This window comes from Legionella sp. 16cNR16C (genome assembly GCF_021297775.1).
In the GTDB taxonomy this organism is placed as follows: domain Bacteria; phylum Pseudomonadota; class Gammaproteobacteria; order Legionellales; family Legionellaceae; genus Legionella_C; species Legionella_C quinlivanii_A.
In genome coordinates, this window is the sequence record NZ_JAJTMX010000003.1 from 1135039 (window position 1) to 1158886 (window position 23848).

Here is a 23848-nt window from a genome sequence, read left to right on the forward strand (position 1 = left end):
ACGCTTTGTTTCACCTGCAGCAGCTAGCAGTAAGATTACTAATGCTGCATAACACAAAGCGCCTATGACTTATTGGCCCTGCCACTCCCCGTTTATCCAGTTGGCGGGTGGCAAACCTGCCAGCTTCCTTTCCCAGGCCTTGATGAGGAAGTTTTGTAACTCTTCAAACGCCGTTACGCTTTCTACATACAGGGAAGATTTTTCCTTGATTTCCTGAATTTTTTGCTCTCGCCATAGCTTATCTGCGGCAACACGCATCGCCAACTCAATATATTCTTTCTGATTACTGGCAACAAGCCCGGAAACACCGATGTAGTTATATATGGAGGCTGTCCATTTACCAAAGGGGATGTCAAAGGGAAGTGTAACTACAGGTACGCCTAGCATCATCGCATCAAAACTTGAAGACATGCCGCAAAGAGGAAACGAGTCTAAACAACAATCAACGCTCATTAACAGCGAATGAGCATCCTGTTTGGTTAAAGTAGTCAGGAAAATACATCGATTAATATCCTGCCCCAGCTTCTGAGTAAGTCTTGCTTTAAGAATTGTACCGGAAGGGAGATCGCTTCGGAGGATAGCAATTCTTGCATCAGGATCAGCCTTCAATAAGTCATGGAACATTTCATCCATTAGTGGATGAACCTTGGGAGGGGTGTTAGCGCACAAATAAATATGCTGCTCAGGGCCGCAATTCAACAGTCTTTTGCGGATTTCGTCTCGCTCCGTTTCCGAGAGGGTTGTACTGGCCGTATGTGCAGGTCTTTCGATCCAATAAGGCGGGTGCTCGAGATATGACACGGCAGTCTGATAGAATTCATCTGGCTTAACCGGTTCTGCTGGCCGCCATGAAATGTAATAATCCGAGTTGGTCAACCCATTGGTCCAGTTTGGTTCCAGTAAAATCATTTGGAGGTGTGCAAGCCGGGCCATCAGTGGGAAAAACATTGAAAGGGTGCTGGGCCCCGAAACGATGATGTCGAGCTTTTGAGCTGCAATAATTTTAATGGCGGGTTTGGTATCATCAGCAGGGAATTCAACTATGTTATCAGTACTGGCCAGCCAGCCTTTCGCAATGTTAGAGTTGCTCTCGTTACCTGGACGCAGGTAAACAGTTTCAAACAAATTCTTATCCAGGCGGCGCAACAAGCCAGACATCATGGGCATGAAATCGTAAACGATAAACCCAATTCTAATCTTTTTGGCGGGATTACGCGAAGTCGGCGGCTGCCCCACGACATGTGACGCTGTATAATTAAGTTCCGGCCATGTAGAAAACGAAAATCGTTCCAGTGCGCGCATTGCATGATGGTATTGCCTGGCGCCGGCATCAGGAGATGTGAATATGCATTGCCAGGAACCCCATTCGAATAACAAATCTTTGGATGGCGAATTAAGGGTTATTGATTCGGATGCCAATTGTTTACATGATTCGATAAATTCCGTGATTGCTTCTTCAGAGGGGATAAAGGGCAGAGACAATGAGGCAATCACTTTTAAATTATGGAGTATTTTTTGGGAATCCTTTTTTGAATGAAATGATTTGCATGCAGTTTCATACATATTCTGGAAAAATTCAGTTTCAATATCCAGATGTTTTCCCAGGTAAATGGCGCTTTTTGCAGTTTGGAAATCGAAGTGGTTTTTTGAAATATGTGAAATAAAGTATTGTTGCAGTGATTTGAATTCATCAGGGGTACAAGCTTGTTTAATTGTATGATAATTAATCAAGAAGCTTAATGGTATGCCCGCATTAATCACCTCTTTATAGAAATCCGCTGCCGAAGTTTTAGTAAGTTCTGCGCCTGAAATTTGCTGCATAAACCTGAAATAACGTTGGACGTAATTATGATGAGCACAAGTCTGGAGATAGTATATTCTTAACCAATTATCTTCAGGATAAATCCGCATGCCCTGCTCAAATATTTCGCAAGCACCTTCGGCATTTTTTAGCCGCAATGTGGCTAAAGCTGATAGAGTGTAATTCGTGAGGTTGGTTCGTTCCAGTCTGGATAGTCTTTGATAAATCTTTTCGGCTTTGCCGCTACGGTTCTGCTCCGCAAACTGCCAAAGCCTGATTAAACTTTCCGAACGATTACGCCTGATGCCGAGTGTTACTCTTGCAAAATTAATATATTTATTATCGTAAAGAGCGGCTTTAATATATCGTTTAGCCTTTGGAGGTGTAACTTTTTTTATTAGATTGTATAAAGTCATGGCTTTGATCATCCTAGATTGCAGGCAATAGCGTAACTGGATTATCCGTAAACTAATACCCAAGTCATTAAAGAAACCTTCCTGAAACACTACTCAGAAAGGCAGCTTTCAGCAAGAGGAATCAAAATATAGAAAGTATACTGATCCCAGATGCCCTATAGTTTAATATTAATATTTTTTCCATACTACACGATTCACATAGTCCACATAGCTATGGATTATCCGCAATACTTTGTCGGAGACATTGGGCATACTGTAGTCGCTTACAAGGCGCAGCTGCCGTTTCTCACCACGTGATTGGGATTCGAGAATGTCGAGTCCCTGAAGAATCCGCTCAGCTTCAAGGCCAACCATCATTGCACTAGTCTCCTCCATGCCTTCTGGTCTCTCGTGCGCCTCGCGTAGATTAAGCGCAGGGAAGTTGAGAATAGAGGATTCTTCATTGATTGTTCCGCTGTCAGACAAGACAGCCTTTGCCGACATTTGCAGCTTCACATAATCAAGAAAGCCAAGCGGTTTCAGCGGGCGTATTAACTCGTGCAGTTGTACTCCAGTCGTATCCAGTCGTTTTTGCGTACGCGGATGGGTTGACAAAATAACAGGTAACTCATACTTCTCGGCTACAGCGTTTAGAGCCGAGACCAGCTTGTGAAACGATTTGTCTGATTCGATGTTTTCTTCGCGGTGGGCACTCACCACAAAGTATTGCTCTTTGTATAATCCCAGTCGTTCCATCACCTCGGAAGCCTGGATTTTCGGAAGATAGTGATGAAGAACTTCATACATTGGGCTGCCTGTTTTGATGACCTGGTCCGGGGGCAGTCCCTCTCTAAGTAAATAGTCTCTTGCAATCGTGCTATACGTCAGATTGATGTCCGCTGTGTGGTCAACTATGCGGCGGTTGGTTTCTTCAGGGACCCGCTGATCAAAACAACGATTGCCCGCTTCCATATGAAAAATGGGGATCTGACGCCGCTTTGCGGGTATGACCGACAGACAACTGTTCGTATCACCCAGAACCAGCACCGCCTCAGGCCTGTACTCTGCCAGAACGCGATCAACTGCAATGATCAAATTTCCAATTGTATGTGCGGCGCCAGTACTGCCCGAAGCACTATCAAGAAAAACATCGGGTTTGCGAATGCCCAGATCATCAAAGAAGATCTGATTCAATTCATAGTCATAATTCTGGCCGGTGTGTACCAGTATGTGATCACAGTGCTCATCAAGTGCTGCCAATACGCGTGACAGTCTGATAATTTCGGGACGCGTACCAATGACGGTCATTACTTTCAATTTTTTCATTTTTACTCTCAAACCGGGCAAGCATAGGTATCGGGCCGCGAACGATCAAAAATTTCATTGGCCCATAGCATCACGATCATTTCATCATCGCCGATATTGGTAATGTCATGCGTCCATCCTGGAACTGTTTCCACAATTTCGGCAGATTCACCGTCAGTGACAATTTCATGGGTCTCGCCTGTTTGTATGTGACGAAACTTAAACCGCGCCTTGCCTTTAATCACAAGAAATTTTTCTGTTTTGCTATGATGATAGTGTCCGCCACGGGTTACTCCCGGATGAGCGGTGAAATAGGAAAATTGACCGCTATCCTGAGTCTTAAGCATTTCAACAAATGAGCCTCTTGCATCGCAGTGCTGCTGTAATGAGTAGTGAAATGACTCGACAGGCAGATAGCTGACATAAGTTGAATATAAGGCTCGTATTAAACCAGTACCAACGCGTTCGGTCGTCAGGGATTGCCGGCTCTCTCTGAAACGGTGAATCAGATCGACTACCTCGCCCACGGTGGTTGAATACTGGGGAGCTACGCTTGCAAAGCCATTGCGGTTAATGGCCGGTTTTGCTCCATCCATAATACTTATGAAGCAGTCAACCACATCATCGACATACACCAGCGATAACGGGGCGGAATTATCATGCACCTGAACAGGCAGCCCACGGGCAATATTGTGGCAAAATGTTGCGATCGCCGAATTGTAGTTCGGACGACACCATTTACCGAACACATTGGGCAGTCTGAAAACATAGGCCGAGACATTTTTGTCATTTGCCGCAGTAAAAACCGCATCTTCCGCGGCAAGTTTGCTGCGACCGTAGTCATTGTCTCTCTCTGCTTGAATGGATGATGCAAATACCAGTGAGATAGAGCGATTTTCAGCGGCACTGATAGAGCTGACGGCATCGCATAAGGCTTCTGTGAGATTTCGATTACCGGTGATAAATTCTTCGGTATCCTGTGGGCGATTGACGCCTGCGAGATGGAATACCAGATCGACGGCCGTGAGTTTAGACTTTAACTCGTTTATATTATTTGTCCTGTCGAAGCATACTATTTCTACATCTCTACGTTCGCTAAGCTGCTGGCTCAGATTTTTTGCAATAAATCCTTGCGATCCTGTGATTAATACTTTCACTAGATTAGCTCCGGGATGGCAGTTTCGCGTCGTACGATTTTCTGCATGTACTCAAGTTTCATCAGCAGTTTCTTCATTCCCTCGACATCTAATCGTCTGGTATTGTGTGAATTGTATTCTTCTTCATGGAGAGCCTGCGTGATTCTCTGTTCTCCTTTATCTACAAACTTGCCATAGTTAAGGTCACGGATATCGGGTGGAACCCGGAAATAATCACCAAGGTCTTCTGCGTATGCACGCTCCTCTCTGCTAAGCAGGGACTCATAAAGCTTTTCGCCATGACGCGAGCCAATGATCGATACAGGATGATCTTCCTTGTGCATTAGTTCAAGAATGGCTTTAGTGAGTGTTTCTACGGTCGCAGCAGGGGCTTTCTGCACGAAGATATCCCCATTCCTGCCGTGTTCAAAGGCGAATAGCACCAGATCAACCGAATCCGCCAGTGTCATCATGAACCGTGTCATTTGAGGATCGGTAATAGTAATTTTATTGCCATTGAGAACCTGGTCTGTAAATAAGGGAATTACCGACCCACGAGATCCCATCACATTTCCATAGCGTGTGCCACAGATTATCGTTTGTGCAGCATCAAGGTTGCGGCTTGCGGCAACCATCACTTTTTCCATCATGGCTTTGCTAATACCCATCGCATTGATTGGATAGACCGCTTTGTCCGTACTCAGGCAAACAACTCGATGTACCTTTGCTTCGATAGCTGCAGTTAACACGTTTTCCGTGCCCAGAACGTTAGTGCGGAATGCTTCCATTGGGTGAAATTCACAGGATGGTACCTGTTTCAGAGCTGCCGCATGGAAAATGAAGTCACTTCCACGTATGGCCGCGGCGACGCTTTGTTTGTTACGAACATCACCGAGGTAGAATTTAAGCCGGGGATCATTGTAGGCTTTACGCATGTCGTCCTGCTTTTTTTCATCACGGCTGAAAATGCGTATTTCCCGCAGATTGGTATTTAGCATTCGCTTAAGGACCGCATTACCAAACGAGCCAGTACCTCCAGTGATCATCAATACTTTTTGACTAAACATATATCCGTTCTCAATTTAAATAGATTGAATGACTCGATTTCCTCATAAAGATTCATTTAAATCAATAACTACTTTGAGGAAAAAAAAATCCGTCTTCTTCGGAGTTTATCACCACTGGATACTGCATTGTAGATATAACCATAAAAAAAATGAAAAATCGAATGAGGGGAGATCGGGTTGAGTTGTTCGCTGTAAATATAAAATGCTTGGGTAAATTACAAGTCTGATGTCAAATCCCATCAAGTTTATGAGCATGTTTTATATTATCTTGCAAAGATTGGACTACTATTTTTGAACGAAGTCTTATGAACAAGAGTCTCCCGTATTGAAACCTGGGAGACCCTTGTTGCACAGGTTTTACGCGTGCACTGTTTTCTTCAAAACGGCCAGGCGTTGAGGCTCAACATAGATCGTGCAGTGATGGTTAATTTTGTGAAATTCTACACTGTAATTTTTTTGAGTGTGGATAGTGGGTAACGGTTGGTAATAATAGTCTACTCTGTACTTTAACTTCTGCTTGTCGAGATGGTTTAAGTTTGTATCCAGCTTAATCAATTCACTTAATGAGTTAGTATCAAGTTCAGTTAAATCACAGTAATTATGCCCATCCAAATTAGAACGGCGCCATAGTAAGGAGTTGGCAAAGTACATACGATCCGATTGGTGCCATTTTAAACGTTCACCTTCTTTTCCGGTAAAAGGTAAGAGACTCCAGTGGCTTCCATCGTAGCGGCTAACAGTAAAAAAGCTATTATTTAAATGCAGATCATGATAATTAAACACATTTATCACATTCATGCCAAATTCATTCATGGCTTTTCTGATGGGTGCAGAGTAATTTGCAGGCTTATACCCGATTAGCTGTTGTACAATAGGCATACGAACAAAATATGAAAGAATACAGATAAGAAATACCGGAAGGAAAGCCTTGAGTAGCCACTGATTATCTCTTATCTCTGCTTTTGCCCTTAAGCCATCTCCTTCGTTGTTGGAGGTGCTTTTGACTGAGGGAACACTACAAGATCCAAAGACTCTGATTCGATTGTTTGCAATTAGTCGGTAAAGGAAGGGGCCAATGTAGAATTTTCCTAGATACAATATGGGAAATAAAGGATGTAAGAGCAATACTCGCTTTGTTAATTCAAGATACAAGGAGTAGCCCTTGAATATTCTTCCCTGAGGATCTATTCCATACAAATCCTGATAAGCGTTTTCTCTGGAAATACCATATTTGGACAATATCTCTTGATTAACTGAAAGAGGGGTTTCTTTAATCACTCCAAATAAATCCACCTTTTGAATGAAATACAAGGTCTTGTCACAGAGATTGCATTTATCATCATATATAAGTTTAAAGCAGGTATTTGCTTTCGGGTTTAGCCCATGACATTGCCAGAATAATAGACCCCACAATACAAACTCATAATATGACAGCCAACCCAATTGCAAGATAAAGGTCGATACCACAAAAAACACGAGGCCCCAGAAAATGGCAACATTACGAGTAATCCTATTCCATAGGAGTAAGGGGATTAAAAATAACTCCCAAACCATCATACCGTAAATTGAGAACTTCGATGCGATAACCGCGATTTCGGGAGAAGCCTGAGACCATTCGCGGAAAAAAGGATAATGCTTGCCTAGATAGCTGCTGGTAACAACCAATAGATTTGCATTCCCAGAGAGCCAGGCAATGTCGTCAAAATGCATTGTAACTGAATATATGCACAAGCTGCCATAAGTGAGGATAAGCAGCAGTTTAAGTATGGCTATCTTCTCCAGGGTAGGTACGCCAAAACATTGATAGAGCGACCTTATTACCGGTCCTATATATGCCCTCTTCCGCAGGCGTGAGTCCAGTGACAAATGGGTTCCTGCCGGGAGCAGACAAAAGACCATAATCATCATTTGCAAAACATCAGTTCCGAGCGTGACTGTCTTCATCATATTATCAATAGGGATATTAAAAAGAAGGAGAAAAGTCGTTGCCACGGGGGTCAGAAACCCTATAATTACACAACCTGCACATAGTAATACTGTTAGAGACAGATAAAAACTGGATGAGGTAGCATCAAGGTAGAATTGATAATAGGCAATATAAAATGTTCTATGGAAAAGAATCAGACCCAGCAAAATACGTAGTAAATTAATTTTTACAAGCTCGGAGTTTAAATTTTGATTTTCTGCCAAGCCTCTATTCTGAACAAACTGGTATATTTTACCAAATACAGGAGCAAAATTAGCTTTATAGAAAATTAGCGAGGAAGCGGCAATTAATCCGAGGAATGGAATGACATAATCGCTAAGGTTAGTATAAACTTGAAGCATGTAAACTCCTTATAACTATGATTTCTATCAGTGCGCGTATCAAATTTCAATAAGAAAACATAAATTTAGCAAAAATCAAAAGACAAATGCCTATATGTCCAGAATAACATCCGCGATATTATCGTATAACTCTATGCTGCACCAGTGTGTTTCTTGCAACTCGGATAATAAGCTGCAAGCTTCCCCTAATATAGATGTTTTTCATCTTATATTTCGTAATGCTAATCCATATTGCATCCAAGGGCAGTGAGTCATGAAGTCCAGGTGAATGACTGATTTTCCAAATTTTTGCTCAATAAGCTCAAAAAAAGACAATGGGAGTCAAAGCGCCCAGCGAGGTCCTCGCCTACTATGACAAGGTTGCGGGTAATGAGGAAATCTTTTCATATTCCTATGTGGATATCACTTGAATTGTGGAGCAAACAAAGAAAGATCAGATCGTATTATAAAATTGATGAAGCCCCTATTATCCACCACTAGTCTGGCGCGTCAAAACCAGAGCGGTGATAGTCATTTTCTGACGTTACCTTTATGATGAATAAACAGCAAGTTGTTGTAGAAAATATAGTAATAGTTCACTACAATCTTGGCTGACAAGATGGATAGGGGATTTTTATGCTGCTGGCGCCAGGAACAATTTTACAGAGAATGTATCTAAAGGAGAGGTTAGCATTATTAAAGCCTGGCTTTTTTGTTGAAATTGGGATTGGGGATGGCTCTTTATCCAGTTTGCTCTGCCAGCTCGGCTGGAAGGGGATTGGCTTTGAAATTAATGAAGACACAGCAGAAAAAGCCAGCCAGTCAATGAAATGTTATGTGGACAGTGGACAATACGAGGTGAGGCAGCAAAACTGGCTTTATAATCAGGATAACTTGAAGGCTGATCTTATTGTTTCCTCGATGGTAATAGAGCATTTAAATGAGAGTGAGGAGACACTTTATTTCAAGCGTTGTGAAAGTGCTTTGGCTCAGTCGGGCATCTGTATTTTACTGGTTCCTTCATCCATGAAGTACTGGGGTATAGAGGACGAAATTGCAGGGCATTACAAACGTTATTCAAAAGAAACGCTCTCTGCATTGATGGACAAATTAGGCTGGGAAGTTTCACATTACTCCAGTTTAACTTACCCCTTTTCAAATATTTTGTTTCCTGTTTCAGAATATCTTGTACGCAAAGCAGAAAAGAATAAATTGAGTTTATCGATGGATATTAAAACAAAACTTTCCGGGAATAGACAAGTGCCATATAAAACATCCTACCCTAAAGTCTTCAAACTGATATTAAATGAAAAAGTGCTGTTTCCCTTTCATTGGTTGCAAAAAAAATTTTCTAATCATCCCGATGCTCTGGTTGCTTATCTCGAATGCAAGCCACTATCCAAGGGGGGTGATGTAATCCTCTAATGGTTTATGAGAAAATTAGACCCAATCAAAAAAAGCCCATTTCATCGATCACTATAATCCAATTTGCGCGTTATTTCTTAATTGGTATGGCGAGTAATTTTGTGGGGTTTATTTTATATTTATTGCTAACCTATTTGGGATTAACCCCTAAAGTTACGGCATCGATATTGTATTGTATAGGGGTGATAATCAATTTTTTAGGCCATCGCAGCTTTACTTTTTCAAAAAATAAATTGAGCTGGCGCTTTGGTGGCAGGTATTTGTTATCTTACCTGCTAGGTTATTTTATAAATATGGCTATTATTACTATTTTTGTTGAGCAACTGGCTTTCCCTCACCAGTGGGTACAAGCCTGCGCAATTATATTGGTAGCTATTTTTTTATTTTTTGCCTTGAAGTATTTTGTTTTTATAGATTAGTCCATAAATATATTAATATCCTTTGATCCTGTCTACAGCCAGCCTCATCCTCCAGGGGGTATTGCTGCATCAATCTGCAGCAATAATTGGTAAAGCTAAATAGCTCGTAATCGAGTACTTGAAACCCTGGCCTTTTCCGTTGCATGCCCAATGTACACACTTTCGGGCTCTGCATCAGATAATAATAATGTACCTGCTCCTATTACACATTTTTCTCCCACACTGATGTGATCGCGCAGTGTGGCATTAACTCCTATGAAGCATGACTCAAAAATTTCTACTCCACCGGAAATTACAACATGCGAAGCAATAAATGAATGATCATGAATTATTGAGTGATGGCCGATATGGTTTCCACTCCATAAAGTCACATTATTACCAATCTGGACATAGGGTTGAATAGTATTATCTTCCAGTATAAAACAATTTTCTCCTATATTTTGTTCGTTTAACAAAGTAGCTTTTGAACTGATGTAACTTGCTAATCTATAGTTTAATGCCTTCGCTGCCAGATATTTTTCTTTACGTACGGCATTCAACTTGGAATAACTCAATGCGATAAACATGTCATATTGATTTGGCGGATAAAGGGTGCCTATCTCTTGGAAAGGAATAACTGGAAGAGCACAAAACTCGGTCTCGGTGATAAAAGTTGAATCGACAGTGAATGCCGCCACTGTGTAGTTAGAATCATGGGTAAAATAATAATGTGCTAATTGGGCTATATCACCCGTTCCAAAAATAACCAGCTCTTTTTTCATTATTGTTTCCTTACTAAAATAGTAAATTCATATAGACCATAATCATGTAACAAAGCAACATGTCTTGAATAATGCCGTTTGCATATATCAAATACGTCGCAAGGATTTGCGTAATATAAATAATCGCGCATTTTTTCATTGTCAGAATAAGAGGTGAGGCAGTTAAATGCAAAGCCTAGTTTGCTTTTGGAATTTATTGCGTCTAATGTGGATAACAAGTACTGACGCCAGCTATGATCATCATATCCCAGGCGAACGTTAAAAATTCCACTGGCGAGTATATAGTCGGCTTCGGATGGCTCAAAAGACACGACAAAGTTTGCTTGCTGATCATAATTAAAGCGTTCTTTGGCCGTTTTGATCATGGATTCAGAAATATCAATACCGGTATAGGTAAATTCATTATAATTACTTTTTAAGAAATCAAACAGCGCACCGTAACCGCAGCCCAGATCTATCAGTGAGAATTTATCCCTGGTGGTAATAATTTTGCTTAGCTGTTTAAATCGTAAAGTTTGACTATCTGCCCCATTCCAGTCTACTCCTAAGGGAGTGGCGCCATGTTCAGACAGTTTTAGGGAGTAATAATCAGCTATGTTGGTCAAAATAGGTGTCGTGTCCATTGTTTAGCCTAAAAGGGATGGTTCATTTTGAATGGCCTGTTTCATAAAGCCAGGAGCATGTGGGCCGCAATTGAAAAGCAAATCAATAATACTTACAGCATGATCAAAAGGAGGGAATAATTGCTTATATTCGGAATAGCCGCTGTAATCCATCCATTCAATATCAATTTTTTCATTAGCAAACAATGCCTGATCCAAATAATCCCTGGCTGCTGGGCCGCTTAAATAAGTAGTAGCATTCAGTTTTTTGCAAAGTTCAAGCAGACGCTCACTTTTACCTTCAGCCAAATCAAACTCACTGGAAGAGCGGATGGGCGTTTTTATATTTAATAACTTATTAATAGCTATAATAAATTTTGTATTAATTTCACTTAAATACTCTTCAGTTGTACTTAAATATAAATATTCAAAAAACTCTTTATAATCAGCGAAATACGGGGCTTTAGAGTAGGAGTGGACAATTGTTTGCCAGTGCTTTTTATTCCAGTCGGAGGTGGAGACTTTTGTGTCCCGAATAGATTGAAAATATTTTCCTTTTACCTGAACAGGAATTGACAACCAAAGGATGCCATTTGCTGTTTTAATCCGGTTACGATTGCGCCAATCTCGGCGGGTGTATTGCATATCATCATATAATATAAACTCATCAACACTACTTATGAGGTCAAAGTATCCCTTCCAGGGGATGTAGTTAGATTGTAGAATAGCGATTTTTTTTTGATTCATCCGATAATACTTGAGGGGGTATTTCGTCCCTAAGATAGATTTTTAGTGGCCTATTGTCAATCTATTGAATAGTTGGATAGTGTTGTTGCGAACTATCCTGGGGTGTGTGCCAGATAATAACCTGCCCTTTTGAATTATCGTTGAGAACTCAACAACCAGTTTTTTAAACAATTTGTCAAATAGCTCAATCGCTTGATATGATTCATCTTCTGGTACAAGGCATTGGCTTCGTTGTAATCAGGTAGTCATCCGTTTTAAAATATTTCAATTTGCACACTAAGGGAAGGTACATGAGCGAAACGAACCTGGAACCTCTGCGCTTACTAAGTATCGTAGTTCCAGTTTATGGCTGCGAAGCCTGCATTGCCGTGCTCTGTGATAGAGTTGACCGGGTCTTGAAACAACGCAATCAGAGCTATGAAATGATTCTTGTGGATGATCGAAGTACCGAACGTTCCTGGGAAATTCTGATGGAGCTTTGTAACTGCTATCCAAATATCAAAGCAATTAAATTGAGCCGTAATTTCGGCCAGCACTTGGCAATTACTGCCGGATTTGCCCAATCAAAGGGTGACTATGTGATTGTGATGGACTGCGATTTACAAGATCCTCCAGAAGTCATTCCTCAATTAATTGATGAGGCCATGAAAGGCTACGATATTGTCTTTGCAAAGCGTATCTCTCGAACCCATTCCTGGTTCCGCCAATGGGCATCCAAGTACTATTTCAAGCTGTTAAACCGGCTTACGGAAAAGAATGTCGATGGTGCTGACGGCTCTTTTTCCATCGTATCACGTAAGGTTGTCGAGAGTTTTTTGCGATTTGGGGAAAGAGAAAGGCATTATCTTTTTATTCTGCGCTGGTTGGGCTACAAGACAAGTAGTATAAATTATGAGCATGCGGACCGCTATGCGGGTAAAAGCAGTTACCCTTTAAAACTTCTAATCCGCCATGCTTTGGATGGTTTGTTTTTTCAGGCTACTGTGTTGCTCAAATGGATAATCAAAACGGGTTTGTTATTTGCTTTTTCTGGCGTTATCCTGGCAGCTTACTACATATGGCAATACCTTTTGTATGGAAGTCTGCATGGCTGGACGACTTTAGTCGTTTTGATTTTATTAAGTACCGGGACCATCCTGACAAGCCTTGGGGTTATAGGGCTGTATATTGGCAGAATTTTTGAACAGATAAAACAAAGGCCGCTTTTTATTATTGATACCATTTCTGGTGGAAGCCAAACACAGGATTAATTTAAACACATATGGATTTATTATGTATACCAAACAATTAAGTGATACACATTGGCTGAGCGACTGTAAAAAGCTGCTTGATACAGTAGGGTTTTGTATTGTGGAGAATATTCTTAGCCTTGCAGATTGTCAGGCAGGTACTCAAGCTCTGGACAAAATTTACCCTTTGATTACACAAGAAATCGGTCTGGAAAGACTAGAGGCAGCAGGAGAGGTTGGGATTTTAAGAGCCCCAATGAAATATTCGCCCTATTTTATGCGGCTTCTCGAAAACAAATTTATTCAGGCTTTAGTTGATGCCATGCTTTCTGACACCTCTATTTTGCATCTGCAAAACGGGTTTATTTTTCCTTCCCAGGAACGAGACAATGTCTTTGAGAATTTTCAATATACGTTCCATCCTGATTTTCCTCGCTATTTAAATGGTTACGTTGCCAGCCTGAATGCGTTAATTACCTTGACAGACATTCACTCTGAGGATGAGATTTTCTATGTAGTTCCTGGCACACACCAACAGGCGCAAAAATTTGATAATGATTTCTGCAAAAGAAATCAGATGTCAATTAGTGCCAAGGCAGGTTCCGTCCTATTTTTTGACTCAACGCTCTGGCACTGCGGGGGGGCAAATTACTCAGGTAAAAACTGGTATGGAATAAACCATCAGTATACTCGATCATACTTCAAACAACAGATGGACTATGTGAGAGTGTTGGGTGAAAACCTGGTAATTGAACAACAGCCTCGTGTTCAGCAATTATTAGGCTATTATACCCGAGTGGTAACCTGTCTGGATGAGTATTATCAGCCCGAAGAGAAGCGGTTGTATCGCAAGGGACAAGGTTAATATAATATTTGGAGCTAAATATGAAATGGTGTAAGTTAGGGCAAATATACCTTCCCAGCTCCACCCATCCCAAGTTGATAACTCATGCTGCCAATCCTCTTGCTGTGCCGCTAGGGGGGGATTTATACAGAGTATTTTTCAGTGCCAGAGACGAGGCAAATCGATCGTCTGTGGGCTTTGTTGATATCGATTTAGAAAAACGTTCTGTTGTTTATATTCACCCCGAACCAGCCTTCTTACATGGTTCTGAGGACTCTTTTTACTCTCACGGAGTGAGCATAGGCAATTATTTTTCCGTTGAGTCAAGATGTTATATATTATTTATGGGTTGGCAAAACAACCCAAACCAGCACTGGCGCGGAGACATAGGGCGATTAGAATTAAGTAAAGACAGCAAATTGTCTATCAACTCCGTAACCCCCTTGATGTCTAGCGACATAGAAGATCCTGTTAGTCTCTCCTATCCCTGGGTTATCAAAGAAGAACGGCTTTATAAAATGTGGTATGGCTCTACTATATGTTGGGAGGCTGGGAATAAAGAGATGTTGCATGTGATTAAATATGCCACTTCGCTGGACGGTAGCCACTGGGAAAAAAAAGGTCTTGCCATTCCATATGAGCTTGGGAAAGCCCAGGCTTTTTCGCGTCCAACAGTAATAAAAAATGATCGAGGCTATCATATGTGGTATAGCTTTCGTTCAGGCAGCGGTAGCCCTTACAGGATTGGATATGCTTCCAGCTGTGATGGAGAGCATTGGCTGAGGGATGAAAGTGATTCTGGTATAGACGTCTCTGATTCAGGCTGGGACAGTGAAATGATTTGCTATCCTTTTGTATTTAAGCATAAAAATAATTATTATATGCTTTATAATGGTAATGGTTATGGTAGAACAGGATTTGGTATGGCTGTCTGTGAAGAGCTGTAGGGACACATCAATTCGCAAATTTTGCGGTAAATCCTGGCAGATAGTTGGTGGACTTTAACAGTTTCCAGGTTTGAAATAGTCAATTACCTGCTCAATAATAAAATTAGCCTCAGACGGTTCTAAATTATACCATAGTGGCAATCGAACCAGTTTTTCGCTTTCATTAGTTGTAAAATCGTCTTCTCCATGAAAGTGTCCAAATTTTAAACCAGCCGGGCTTGAGTGTAGGGGAACGTAATGGAAAGCCGTCTGTACCCCCCGTCTTTTCATGAGCTCAATAAAATCGCACCTTGTTTCAAAGCTGGGCAGCTTAAGATAATACATATGTGCATTATGCTGGCATTTTTCAGGAATAAAGGGGCGGGAAATAAATTCGTTCAACTCATATGCTGCCAACGCGTCATGATAAATATTCCAGATACCTAGCCGTTGCTCGTTGATAGCCTTGGCTTCCAGCAGTTGCGAATACAGGTAGGCGGCCTGAAGTTCACCTGGCAAAAAACTTGAACCTAGGTCACGCCAGGTATATTTATCCACCTGACCTTTTAAAAATTGGGCACGATTGGTTCCTTTCTGACGGATTACTTCTGCCCTTTCAATAAAGCGTTCATCATTGATGAGCAGTGCTCCGCCTTCACCCCCTGAGGTATAGTTTTTGGTTTCGTGGAAGCTGTAACAGCCGAAATGCCCAATAGTGCCCAGGGGACGTCCTTCATAGAAAGCCATCACTGCCTGCGCGGCATCCTCCACAACATAGAGCTGATATTTTTCTGCAAGTGCCATAATCGCATTCATTTCACAGGCAACCCCTGCATAATGAACGGGAACGATGGCTTTGGTTTTATCTGTAATCGCGGCTTCTATCTTTGTTTCGTCAATATTCATAGTATCAGGACGGATATCGACAAAAACGATAGTCGCTCCTCTCAACACGAAGGCATTGGCAGTACTTACGAACGTATAGCTCGGCATAATCACTTCATCGCCAGGCTGAATATCAAGGAGTATTGCTGCCATTTCAAGCGCTGCGGTGCAGGAGGGGGTCAATAAGGCTTTTTTACAATGGAATTGTTGCTCAAACCACTGCTGACATAACTGCGTGTAATGTCCATCGCCACAAAGTTTGGTACTACGCATGGCTGCCAAAACATGCTGATCTTCGGAAGTGGTATAGGGCGGTTTGTTAAATAAAATCATGTAGATCGCCTTTAAATTGTGCTTAGCTCAAGACTGTCTGCGCTTTTTCGCTCTTCATAGAGCAATGACTGCAAATAGGCGCCATAACTGTTTTTATTCATGCTATGAACAAGTGCAGAGAGTTCTTCGGTGCTTAACCAGCCATTATGGTAGGCAATTTCTTCCAGGCATGCGATTTTAAGACCCTGTCGATTTTCAATCGCCTGCACGAAGGTTCCCGCTTCGAGAAGGCTTTCATGCGTACCGGCATCAAGCCAGGCAAAGCCGCGGCCTAATAGCTCAACATGCAAGTCATTACGCTCAAGATAGACTTGATTGACCTGAGTAATTTCAAGTTCACCGCGTTTAGAGGGTTTCATGTGTTTGGCTATGTCGACTACGTCATTATCATAAAAATAAAGCCCGGTTACTGCATAATTGGATTTGGGGTTTATCGGTTTTTCTTCAATTGACAGCGCGCGCAGATGCTCATCAAATTCAATCACACCAAAACGGTGGGGATCTTTGACACGATAAGCAAAAATAGTTGCACCTGATGGACGTGACAATGCCTCTTGTAGTTTTGGAGTCAGACCCTGGCCATAGTAAATATTGTCTCCAAGAATTAAGCAGACCTTTTCCTTGCCGATGAATTCTTCGCCGATGATAAAGGCCTGCGCCAAACCTTCAGGTTTTGGCTGAACCTCATAGCTTAGTTTGATGCCAAACTGCTCGCCATTACCCAGCAAATATTTAAAAGAAGCCTGTTCCTCGGGGGTGGTGATGATGAGAATGTCGCGAATACCTGCCAGCATGAGAACCGATAAGGGATAGTAAATCATCGGCTTATCGTAAATGGGGAGTAATTGCTTTGAAACGCCTTTGGTAATGGGATGAAGTCTGGTACCAGCCCCGCCTGAAAGAATGATGCCTTTTGTATTGGTGGGCTGGGGTTTGAAGATAAACGGGTTAACTTGACGGCTCATACTAATGCATTCCCATGTTCACGATGATTTAATACCAGTTGTTTTGATAAAAGCTGCTCACTCCAGGAGCGGTTTTCAACATACCATTGAATGGTTTTGCGCAGTCCTGTTTCAAAGTTTTCTTGCGGAGTCCAGCCAAGTTCCTTTTGCATCTTGCCCGCATCAATAGCATAACGTTGATCATGTCCCGGTCTATCTGTCACATAGGTAATGAGATCGGAATAATTATTGATTCCTTTGGGCTTAACTGGCGCAATTTCTTCAAGTAGTGAGCAGAGAGTTAACACCACCTCAAGATTTCTTTTTTCATTATGCCCGCCTATGTTATAGGTTTCTCCGGCAATACCGGCCGTCAGTACGCGATAAAGTGCGCGCACATGATCGTCAACATAAAGCCAGTCGCGGACCTGCTTGCCATCTCCATAAATTGGTAAAGGCTTGCCAGCCAGGGCGTTTGAAATCATCAAGGGAATCAGTTTTTCAGGAAATTGAAAGGGTCCGTAATTATTAGAGCAATTACTGATTAGTACGGGCAAACCATAGGTACGATGCCAGGCACGAACCAGATGATCGGAGCTTGCTTTACTGGCAGAATAAGGTGAATTGGGCGCATAACTGGTGGTTTCTGTGAAAAGCTCGTCATTATGCTCAAGCTCCCCATATACTTCGTCTGTTGAAACATGATGAAAACGAAAGCTTTTTTGCCGGGATACGGGTAATTGCTGCCAATACTCAAGCGCTGCCTGAAGTAAATTAAAAGTACCGACAATATTGGTATAAATAAAGCTGCCTGGACCTTCAATTGAGCGATCGACATGCGTCTCAGCGGCCAGGTGCATAACGGCGTCCGGACGATGGGTTTTAAAAAGTTCTCTGATTTTTTGCGCGGAACAAATATCGACTTGCTCAAAGAGATAATTGGGGCTTTCGCTGATGGTATTGAGAGATTCGAGATTCCCTGCATAAGTGAGGCAGTCGACATTAATCACTTGGTGATCGGTATGGGTTATCAAATGACGAACCAGTGCTGAGCCAATAAATCCTGCACCTCCAGTTACGAGAATTTTCATACTTAATCCTGTTAAATCCAAAAATTCGGGGATTAACCCAACCGGGGTATTTTCCCTTCTTCTCAAGGAGAATACAACTCTTAGACAATAATTTGCCTGATATTAGTGAAGCTTGAAGAAGAAAGGAACAACTTATTTTTTTTCTTTCAAATGAGTCGATTTTCGTTTGTTTGGCAATCCAATTACCAGTTTGTTTAAGAAATAGGTAAGTGGAACCATCGCTGCGATCACCAGCAAGGGGGCAAGCTGCTGAGAAATGTTAAACTGCTCGACTAAAGTCCCTAGCAGGGCCGCCGAGATCAGATATTGCAGAACGTAAATCAAAGGATAGGTAAATAAACCTTTCCAGTGCAACTCCGCTTTAAAAACAATTACCGTATTAAACCAGTAGGCCAGCAATACGCCTAAAAAATAGCCGATGAAATAAGCCCACTGATAGTCGATAAGATGATTCAGGCTAAGATATATGAGATAAGTAAAGCTGGTTGTAAGCCCGCCGCCCAGCCCGAAAAGCAGCCACCGTTTAATCATTATTCACTCTGAATTTGCAATGACGCAGGGAAGGTTAATATTTAAAATGATTATCAAGTCTACCATAATGCGTCAGAAAATGGGGATTTATCGGCAGCTAGCGCTCCATTCGCTTTGCCAGTCGTTTGCCAAAGCCGTTAGTTGGCAATTCAACCCAGCGATGCAGGAGCAACGCCAGTGAAATAGCGATAATTCCAGCGAGCAGAATGGCGAGTATGGCCGGAAATTTTTTTACATAAGTCAGCCAGTAAATCAACACATAACTAGGCAATAAATGAACCACGTAAAGAGGATAGCTTATGTTGCCAAGCCAGATAAACAGGGGTGGGGCTGAAATCTGTTGTCTGAAGCGATACGCGACTGCGAAAATAATCAATGCCAGGCCATAATTAAAAGTTCCAGGATACCATTGTGACTGATAATCGCTTCGCGACCAAAGCAACATGAACAGCAGGAAAAAGGCAATGACTAGTGTCGTCATTTGCCGGGTCGACAGGAAATTGCGGCAATGCCAGTTAAAACAGGTGCCTATTAGCATATACACAATGTAGACCGCCGAGTTTCCGCAGGCATGAGCTAATCCATACCAGGAAATGCTAAGCGTCCACTGATTAACCCGATTATCCATGCCTAACTGCGTTTCAGAAAGAATTAAGCCGATAAGGCCTGTGCAGACTACCAGAGCGATAAGGTCCATTTTTTTTCCCGAGGTCAGCAACCCGGAGAAAAGCGCGCAAAGAAGATAGAATTTAATTTCAATTTGTAATGTCCAGCTGATTGCATCGAGACTTGGAACCCAAAACAAATCCCGGGTAAGGCTGAGCTGGGCCAGAATATCAAATGTTCCTATCCATAGTTTTCCACGGTGAAATAATAGAAGGGCTACTAATGCGAAAAAGAAAGCGGCCCAATAAGTGGGATAAATTCTAAAGAAACGCGTTATCAAAAACTGGGTCTTTGAATATTTGGCCAGTGAAAAGGGTATGACAAAACCGCTGATTAGAAAAAACAAAGAGACGCCAAAATGGCTGTACCTGAACCAGCCCGTATCATTGATAATAGACACCAGTTCTGGCGGGTAGGGTGCCGCTTCACAGACTCGAAGACCCAATAACTGGCAGACTGCCAGGTGATTTAACCAGAAATGACCCAGCAGATGCGCTCCTAAAAAAACGATGGCAGAGGCCAATCCTCTGAGGAGATGGGCAAACAGATAATGATGTTCTGGTAAGGGATGCTGCGGTTTGTCAGTGCTGGAGGTCATATCTCAACCTGAAAACCAATGAAGATCGGCTTTAATATTGATTAATATGCCATTTTTAGGGATCTGTGAGAAGCTGTCAAGTGAGGGTAATGAGGTATTCCCATAAACTTTTCATTCAAATTATGCGCAAGTCGTGCCATTCCCGCGCAGGCGGGAATCTATTTCATCATAGGCACTGTGCCAAATCATCGATGGTTTTCCGCCTGCGCGGAAATGACAGAGGGTCGAAGCTGTCTTTCAGACTTGGCAGGCTTAACCAATTGCCTCGTTCAAAGAATCCCGTGTTTGCTCACCGTAAAGTATCTTAACCAGTTTACCCTGAGGATTCAGAACAAAGGTGGCAGGCACCGCGCGAGGCTGCTCAAAATTCAATGAATGACCCGGATCAACTGCCAGGCAGGGGTAAGTGATTCCGTGTTGTTTAATCAGTCTCCGTTGCTCGCGCAATGGCAGCTCATCATAATTGACGGCAAAAAGAGCTATTTTCTCTTTATTATTCTTATAAAAACTGTTGAGTTCATGGATCTCATTCAGACAGGGCTGGCACCAGCTTGCCCAGTAATTAATTAACACCCATTTGCCTCTCAGGCTGCTCAGATCAATTTGTTTGCCTTCCGTATCAGTGAGAACAGTCGCCTGAGCCAGGGAAAAAACAGAAGTGAATAGCAATGCTATAATCAATTTTGCAACAGTCACAATGTCCTCCTCGAGGTTGAAACAGCCGCTAGTTTATCATAGGCTGACAAAAACAGAACAATGTTCAGGTATAATTAACCAACGGGGCAGTCACGCAGCAGGAGCTTCTTATGAGTCAACGTAAAGTGGCAAAGTTATTGACCGGTCATTTAGTTCGCGAAGGGGGCGGCGTCAAGCTTCAGCGTTATATTGGGATGGAACGCGATAATCCCTATGAGCCAATGCTCTTGTTCGATTTTTTTGATAGCGGCAATCCGCTGGATTACATCGCCGGATTTCCCTCCCATCCGCATCGCGGTTTTGAAACCATCACTTACCTGCTGGAGGGACAGATAGAACATCAGGACAACCATGGTCACAAAGGCGTGATTGGTCCTGGTGATGTGCAATGGATGACCGCAGGCCGAGGGATTATTCACTCAGAAATGCCTAAAGAGTCTTCACGACTGACAGGTCTACAACTATGGCTAAATTTACCTGCGGATAAAAAAATGATTCCGCCGGCTTATCAGGAGTTTACTGCAGAGCAATTAGCTTATGAAGCGTTGCCAAATGGGGGGGAGCTTAAACTAATTGCCGGTGAACGAGAAGCTGCCTCATCTCCAGTGAAGGGTATCGCGACTGATCCCTTGTTTTTTGATATAAAATTACCCCCGGAAAGCGAGTTTCTGCAGAAGGTAGCGGAAAGCCATCAATGTTTAGTATTTGTTTTGAAAGGAGAGTTACGTATTGATTCGCAGCGAATAGCCAGTAAGGAAATGGCAATCCTTTCTTCCGGGGATGAAGTACACTTGGAAACGAGCACAGAGGCCTGTCATTGCATTTTGATTGCAGCGCGCAAACTCAATGAACCCATCGCTCGTCTCGGGCCTTTTGTCATGAATACACAAGAGGAAATATTTCAGGCAGTTGAAGATTTCAGAAATAACCAGTTTTAATCAGTACTGTGGGGCCATAAATTAAAGGAGAAGGAAATGGCGAAGGTTTTAGTGTTGTATTATTCAAGCTATGGGCATGTGGAAACGATGGCCGAGGAGGTTAGTAAGGGAGCAAAGGAAGTAGACGGCGTTGAAGTTACCCTCAAACGGGTTCCCGAAACCATGCCGGAAGACATTGCCAAAAAAGCAGGCGTCAAACTAAATCAGGAGGCGCCGGTTGCCAGTCCGCAGGAACTTGCCAATTATGACGCCATTATCTTTGGTACGCCAACGCGTTTCGGCAATATGGCGGCCCAAATGCGTAATTTTCTTGATCAGACAGGCGGCACATGGGTAAACGGTGGTCTCGTCGGTAAAATCGCTTCCGTGTTTGTATCAACTGGAACTGGAGGCGGTAATGAGTCCACCATCATTTCATTCTGGAATACCCTTATTCATCACGGAATGATTATCGTCGGAGTGCCTTATTCGGAAAAAGGTCTAACCGATCTTAGCGAAATGCGCGGCAGCTCCCCTTACGGCGCAGGAACTATTGCTGGTTCTGACGGAAAGCGAACGCCTTCAGAAATTGAGCGGCAGATTGCCCGTTTTCAGGGTAAGCATGTCGCATCAATTGCCAAGCGTTTGTTCGGTTAACTGGAGTAAAGATAGAGGACCCGCTGTCTGACGGGTCCTGATCGCAGAATCAATTGTGAATAGAAGAATCATGGCTGTCTCTCTTTTCTCTAACCCCTTCCTCTGTTTTTCCCTTATTGACACTACTTCTTTTGCTCTTTTCTCTCTTTATACCAAAAAACATAGCTGCTTTGCGTAGAATGCCTTTCTTCTCGTGGGGGGGCGAGTTTGGCGCCGCCAGATCATTCTCCGCTGATGTCAGCGACTCTTGTTTTTGGGGGACCAAATTGGGAGGAAGCTGCAGATCCCTTGCCTTTTTAAAATTATTAATGGCTTCATCAACAGAGATTCTGCTTTTGGGCTCAATAATGGTGAGCGCTTTCAGGGTATCAACAATAAGCTCTTTTACCTCAGGCTTCACATCAAGCGCATAAAACATATGGCTATAATCATTGGCTCTTGCCACGGCCAACACTTTACCCGCTGCTGCTTCATTATATAAAAAAGCAGAGTTCCTCCACACCAGGGCGACCAGGCGGCCAAGAGAGTAAAGATCGGCGCGATAATCGATCGTTTTATTTTGCGCGGCTTCGGGACTGACATACATTGGCGAGCCCACGTCGTCACGCATTTTTTCCGTAAATAATCTCGCTAAACCGAAATCGATGGTTTTAACGTTGAGTTCGTCGTCGATAATCACATTTTCAGGCTTCAAATCACGGTGGATAATCTGAGGATTAAATACCTGCTCTTTCCAGGCTTCAAGAAGGTTGATACTGATAGTAAAGCGTTCATGCATGGTCAGTGGTTTAACCGCTTTACTCCAGTCAATGGCACGATCATCATCAATAATATCGCCCAGACAGCGCCCCTCCATCAGACGCTCAACCATATAGGCCTTTCCGTCATACATTACTGGCTGTTTAGGATGGGTATGGGGTGTTTTACTTGCAATATCATATTCTCGTTTTAAACCGGTATATCCCTCGTAATTTGATCTCGGTGTATAGGGGTCGTGTTCAACTTGCTTGGCAAGGCGTTTTTCCCCCTGCTTTTTTTCCTTGAAGCTTAAATCCGTATTGCCATCGGTGAGCCGATAAGTGACTTTTACAGGAATTGCCAGACCAAAGGCCCCTTTACCCAGAGGTTTTTCGGCTAATACCCCATAACGATTATCCTCAAGCCGGTCCTGTTTGATGTTAGCCGGTGTCTTTTTACTTTTAAAACGTATAATTTTCTCCCCCAGTACAACTGTTTCAATCTGGTCTTTATAATAGACATTGTCGTAATAGAGATTGCGAAGCCTGACATCATAGGATTTTGCGGCCCGCCATCCATAGCGCGGCATCCATCCTTCGGCATTACTGGTTTGTGCGAAAAGTGCAGCCAGGATCTTTCGTTCTTCTTCGGTGGGTGAAGAGGGGGTTTTGATGGTAATGGTCATCGAACATCCTTGTGTCTTTTTTATTTTCTGTACCGTTATTATAGCAGCATGTCCAAAAATAAGTCATAAAGATTCCTGATTGCCCCAATTGTTATTTGCTGTGCAGGTTAATTGCTGTATAATTTCCTTTTTGCTTGTTGCGT

At 42.6% G+C, this 23848-nt stretch carries 22 protein-coding genes; 7 read left to right on the forward strand and 15 right to left on the reverse strand.

Features of this window, described 5'->3' with window-relative positions; genetic code table 11:
* Positions 1–69: 69 nt before the first annotated feature.
* From LXA66_RS15155 to LXA66_RS15175, 5 genes are all read right to left on the reverse strand, one after another.
* Positions 70–2217: a hypothetical protein gene (locus LXA66_RS15155; RefSeq protein WP_233013813.1), complete on the reverse strand. Its 2148-nt coding sequence runs from the start codon at positions 2215–2217 to the stop codon at positions 70–72.
* Positions 2218–2385: 168 nt separating this feature from the next.
* Complete coding sequence (gene wecB, locus LXA66_RS15160) at positions 2386–3522, reverse strand: non-hydrolyzing UDP-N-acetylglucosamine 2-epimerase (protein ID WP_233013814.1); 1137 nt, start codon at positions 3520–3522, stop codon at positions 2386–2388.
* A gap of 8 nt (positions 3523–3530) precedes the next feature.
* Positions 3531–4658: an NAD-dependent epimerase/dehydratase family protein gene (locus tag LXA66_RS15165; RefSeq protein ID WP_233013815.1), complete on the reverse strand. Its 1128-nt coding sequence runs from the start codon at positions 4656–4658 to the stop codon at positions 3531–3533.
* The gene (locus LXA66_RS15170; RefSeq protein WP_233013816.1) at positions 4658–5704 is read right to left on the reverse strand and encodes a polysaccharide biosynthesis protein; all 1047 of its coding nucleotides are present in this window, start codon (positions 5702–5704) and stop codon (positions 4658–4660) included. Before LXA66_RS15170 ends, LXA66_RS15165 begins: the two co-directional genes overlap by 1 nt.
* 357 nt (positions 5705–6061) lie before the next feature.
* Entirely contained in the window at positions 6062–8032 is a 1971-nt protein-coding gene (locus tag LXA66_RS15175) for a thiol-disulfide oxidoreductase DCC family protein (protein ID WP_058506900.1), read from the reverse strand.
* A gap of 648 nt (positions 8033–8680) precedes the next feature.
* Between LXA66_RS15175 and LXA66_RS15180 the strand changes: the two genes are divergently transcribed.
* Entirely contained in the window at positions 8681–9436 is a 756-nt protein-coding gene (locus LXA66_RS15180; RefSeq protein WP_233013817.1) for a class I SAM-dependent methyltransferase, read from the forward strand.
* Complete coding sequence (locus LXA66_RS15185; protein ID WP_058506898.1) at positions 9436–9855, forward strand: GtrA family protein; 420 nt, start codon at positions 9436–9438, stop codon at positions 9853–9855. The genes LXA66_RS15180 and LXA66_RS15185 overlap by 1 nt, the downstream gene beginning before the upstream one ends.
* Positions 9856–9950: 95 nt before the next feature.
* Here the strand turns inward: LXA66_RS15185 and LXA66_RS15190 are convergent, their stop codons facing one another.
* The 3 genes from LXA66_RS15190 to LXA66_RS15200 are packed head-to-tail and all read right to left on the reverse strand — an operon-like array spanning position 9951 to position 11965.
* A complete protein-coding gene (locus LXA66_RS15190) occupies positions 9951–10616 on the reverse strand; it encodes an acetyltransferase (protein ID WP_058506897.1) in 666 nt (221 codons plus the stop codon).
* A complete protein-coding gene (locus LXA66_RS15195; protein ID WP_058506896.1) occupies positions 10616–11239 on the reverse strand; it encodes a class I SAM-dependent methyltransferase in 624 nt (207 codons plus the stop codon). The genes LXA66_RS15190 and LXA66_RS15195 overlap by 1 nt, the downstream gene beginning before the upstream one ends.
* 3 nt (positions 11240–11242) lie before the next feature.
* Positions 11243–11965 (reverse strand): WbqC family protein, encoded by a 723-nt coding sequence (locus tag LXA66_RS15200; RefSeq protein ID WP_233013818.1) that lies wholly within the window; start codon positions 11963–11965, stop codon positions 11243–11245.
* A 290-nt stretch (positions 11966–12255) separates the two neighbouring features.
* Here LXA66_RS15200 and LXA66_RS15205 point away from each other — a divergent pair, with 290 nt between their 5' ends.
* From LXA66_RS15205 to LXA66_RS15215, 3 genes are read left to right on the forward strand one after another with little or no spacing between them, the layout of a single operon-like run.
* Positions 12256–13215, forward strand: coding sequence for a glycosyltransferase family 2 protein (locus tag LXA66_RS15205; protein ID WP_058506894.1), 960 nt, complete (start codon positions 12256–12258; stop codon positions 13213–13215).
* A 22-nt stretch (positions 13216–13237) separates the two neighbouring features.
* Complete coding sequence (locus LXA66_RS15210; protein ID WP_233013819.1) at positions 13238–14059, forward strand: phytanoyl-CoA dioxygenase family protein; 822 nt, start codon at positions 13238–13240, stop codon at positions 14057–14059.
* A gap of 20 nt (positions 14060–14079) precedes the next feature.
* Complete coding sequence (locus LXA66_RS15215) at positions 14080–14985, forward strand: hypothetical protein (protein WP_058506892.1); 906 nt, start codon at positions 14080–14082, stop codon at positions 14983–14985.
* A gap of 54 nt (positions 14986–15039) precedes the next feature.
* Here LXA66_RS15215 and rffA read toward each other — a convergent pair whose 3' ends face one another.
* The 6 genes from rffA to LXA66_RS15245 all read right to left on the reverse strand — a co-directional run bounded on the left by rffA (position 15040) and on the right by LXA66_RS15245 (position 20708).
* Positions 15040–16182, reverse strand: a complete 1143-nt coding sequence (gene rffA / locus LXA66_RS15220) for a dTDP-4-amino-4,6-dideoxygalactose transaminase (RefSeq protein ID WP_233013820.1) — start codon at positions 16180–16182, stop codon at positions 15040–15042.
* A gap of 11 nt (positions 16183–16193) precedes the next feature.
* The gene (rfbA, locus tag LXA66_RS15225; protein WP_233013821.1) at positions 16194–17147 is read right to left on the reverse strand and encodes a glucose-1-phosphate thymidylyltransferase RfbA; all 954 of its coding nucleotides are present in this window, start codon (positions 17145–17147) and stop codon (positions 16194–16196) included.
* Positions 17144–18217: a dTDP-glucose 4,6-dehydratase gene (gene rfbB / locus LXA66_RS15230; protein WP_233013822.1), complete on the reverse strand. Its 1074-nt coding sequence runs from the start codon at positions 18215–18217 to the stop codon at positions 17144–17146. The genes rfbA and rfbB overlap by 4 nt, the downstream gene beginning before the upstream one ends.
* Before the next feature lie 132 nt (positions 18218–18349).
* A complete protein-coding gene (locus LXA66_RS15235; RefSeq protein ID WP_233013823.1) occupies positions 18350–18748 on the reverse strand; it encodes a GtrA family protein in 399 nt (132 codons plus the stop codon).
* Between the two features lie 97 nt (positions 18749–18845).
* Positions 18846–20012, reverse strand: a complete 1167-nt coding sequence (locus tag LXA66_RS15240; RefSeq protein ID WP_233013824.1) for an acyltransferase — start codon at positions 20010–20012, stop codon at positions 18846–18848.
* A gap of 252 nt (positions 20013–20264) precedes the next feature.
* Complete coding sequence (locus LXA66_RS15245; protein WP_233013825.1) at positions 20265–20708, reverse strand: TlpA disulfide reductase family protein; 444 nt, start codon at positions 20706–20708, stop codon at positions 20265–20267.
* 110 nt (positions 20709–20818) lie between these two features.
* On the opposite strand from LXA66_RS15245, the gene LXA66_RS15250 reads away from it, so the two are divergent.
* Both LXA66_RS15250 and wrbA read left to right on the forward strand, forming a co-directional pair.
* Positions 20819–21646 (forward strand): pirin family protein, encoded by an 828-nt coding sequence (locus LXA66_RS15250; protein ID WP_233013826.1) that lies wholly within the window; start codon positions 20819–20821, stop codon positions 21644–21646.
* Between the two features lie 36 nt (positions 21647–21682).
* Positions 21683–22282, forward strand: coding sequence for an NAD(P)H:quinone oxidoreductase (wrbA, locus tag LXA66_RS15255; protein ID WP_233013827.1), 600 nt, complete (start codon positions 21683–21685; stop codon positions 22280–22282).
* Between the two features lie 49 nt (positions 22283–22331).
* Here the strand turns inward: wrbA and LXA66_RS15260 are convergent, their stop codons facing one another.
* Positions 22332–23705, reverse strand: a complete 1374-nt coding sequence (locus LXA66_RS15260) for a protein kinase (protein WP_233013828.1) — start codon at positions 23703–23705, stop codon at positions 22332–22334.
* Between the last annotated feature and the right edge of the window lie 143 nt (positions 23706–23848).

What these genes read in the sequence shown, in the direction of transcription:
- LXA66_RS15155 (WP_233013813.1), bottom strand. Translation starts at nt 2,217, where the DNA reads ATGACTTTATACAATCTAATAAAAAAAGTTACACCTCCAAAGGCTAAA.
- wecB (WP_233013814.1), bottom strand. Translation starts at nt 3,522, where the DNA reads ATGAAAAAATTGAAAGTAATGACCGTCATTGGTACGCGTCCCGAAATT.
- LXA66_RS15170 (WP_233013816.1), bottom strand. Translation starts at nt 5,704, where the DNA reads ATGTTTAGTCAAAAAGTATTGATGATCACTGGAGGTACTGGCTCGTTT.
- LXA66_RS15175 (WP_058506900.1), bottom strand. Translation starts at nt 8,032, where the DNA reads ATGCTTCAAGTTTATACTAACCTTAGCGATTATGTCATTCCATTCCTC.
- LXA66_RS15180 (WP_233013817.1), top strand. Translation starts at nt 8,681, where the DNA reads ATGTATCTAAAGGAGAGGTTAGCATTATTAAAGCCTGGCTTTTTTGTT.
- LXA66_RS15185 (WP_058506898.1), top strand. Translation starts at nt 9,436, where the DNA reads ATGGTTTATGAGAAAATTAGACCCAATCAAAAAAAGCCCATTTCATCG.
- LXA66_RS15190 (WP_058506897.1), bottom strand. Translation starts at nt 10,616, where the DNA reads ATGAAAAAAGAGCTGGTTATTTTTGGAACGGGTGATATAGCCCAATTA.
- LXA66_RS15195 (WP_058506896.1), bottom strand. Translation starts at nt 11,239, where the DNA reads ATGGACACGACACCTATTTTGACCAACATAGCTGATTATTACTCCCTA.
- LXA66_RS15200 (WP_233013818.1), bottom strand. Translation starts at nt 11,965, where the DNA reads ATGAATCAAAAAAAAATCGCTATTCTACAATCTAACTACATCCCCTGG.
- LXA66_RS15205 (WP_058506894.1), top strand. Translation starts at nt 12,256, where the DNA reads ATGAGCGAAACGAACCTGGAACCTCTGCGCTTACTAAGTATCGTAGTT.
- LXA66_RS15210 (WP_233013819.1), top strand. Translation starts at nt 13,238, where the DNA reads ATGTATACCAAACAATTAAGTGATACACATTGGCTGAGCGACTGTAAA.
- LXA66_RS15215 (WP_058506892.1), top strand. Translation starts at nt 14,080, where the DNA reads ATGAAATGGTGTAAGTTAGGGCAAATATACCTTCCCAGCTCCACCCAT.
- rffA (WP_233013820.1), bottom strand. Translation starts at nt 16,182, where the DNA reads ATGATTTTATTTAACAAACCGCCCTATACCACTTCCGAAGATCAGCAT.
- rfbA (WP_233013821.1), bottom strand. Translation starts at nt 17,147, where the DNA reads ATGAGCCGTCAAGTTAACCCGTTTATCTTCAAACCCCAGCCCACCAAT.
- rfbB (WP_233013822.1), bottom strand. Translation starts at nt 18,217, where the DNA reads ATGAAAATTCTCGTAACTGGAGGTGCAGGATTTATTGGCTCAGCACTG.
- LXA66_RS15235 (WP_233013823.1), bottom strand. Translation starts at nt 18,748, where the DNA reads ATGATTAAACGGTGGCTGCTTTTCGGGCTGGGCGGCGGGCTTACAACC.
- LXA66_RS15240 (WP_233013824.1), bottom strand. Translation starts at nt 20,012, where the DNA reads ATGACCTCCAGCACTGACAAACCGCAGCATCCCTTACCAGAACATCAT.
- LXA66_RS15250 (WP_233013826.1), top strand. Translation starts at nt 20,819, where the DNA reads ATGAGTCAACGTAAAGTGGCAAAGTTATTGACCGGTCATTTAGTTCGC.
- wrbA (WP_233013827.1), top strand. Translation starts at nt 21,683, where the DNA reads ATGGCGAAGGTTTTAGTGTTGTATTATTCAAGCTATGGGCATGTGGAA.
- LXA66_RS15260 (WP_233013828.1), bottom strand. Translation starts at nt 23,705, where the DNA reads ATGACCATTACCATCAAAACCCCCTCTTCACCCACCGAAGAAGAACGA.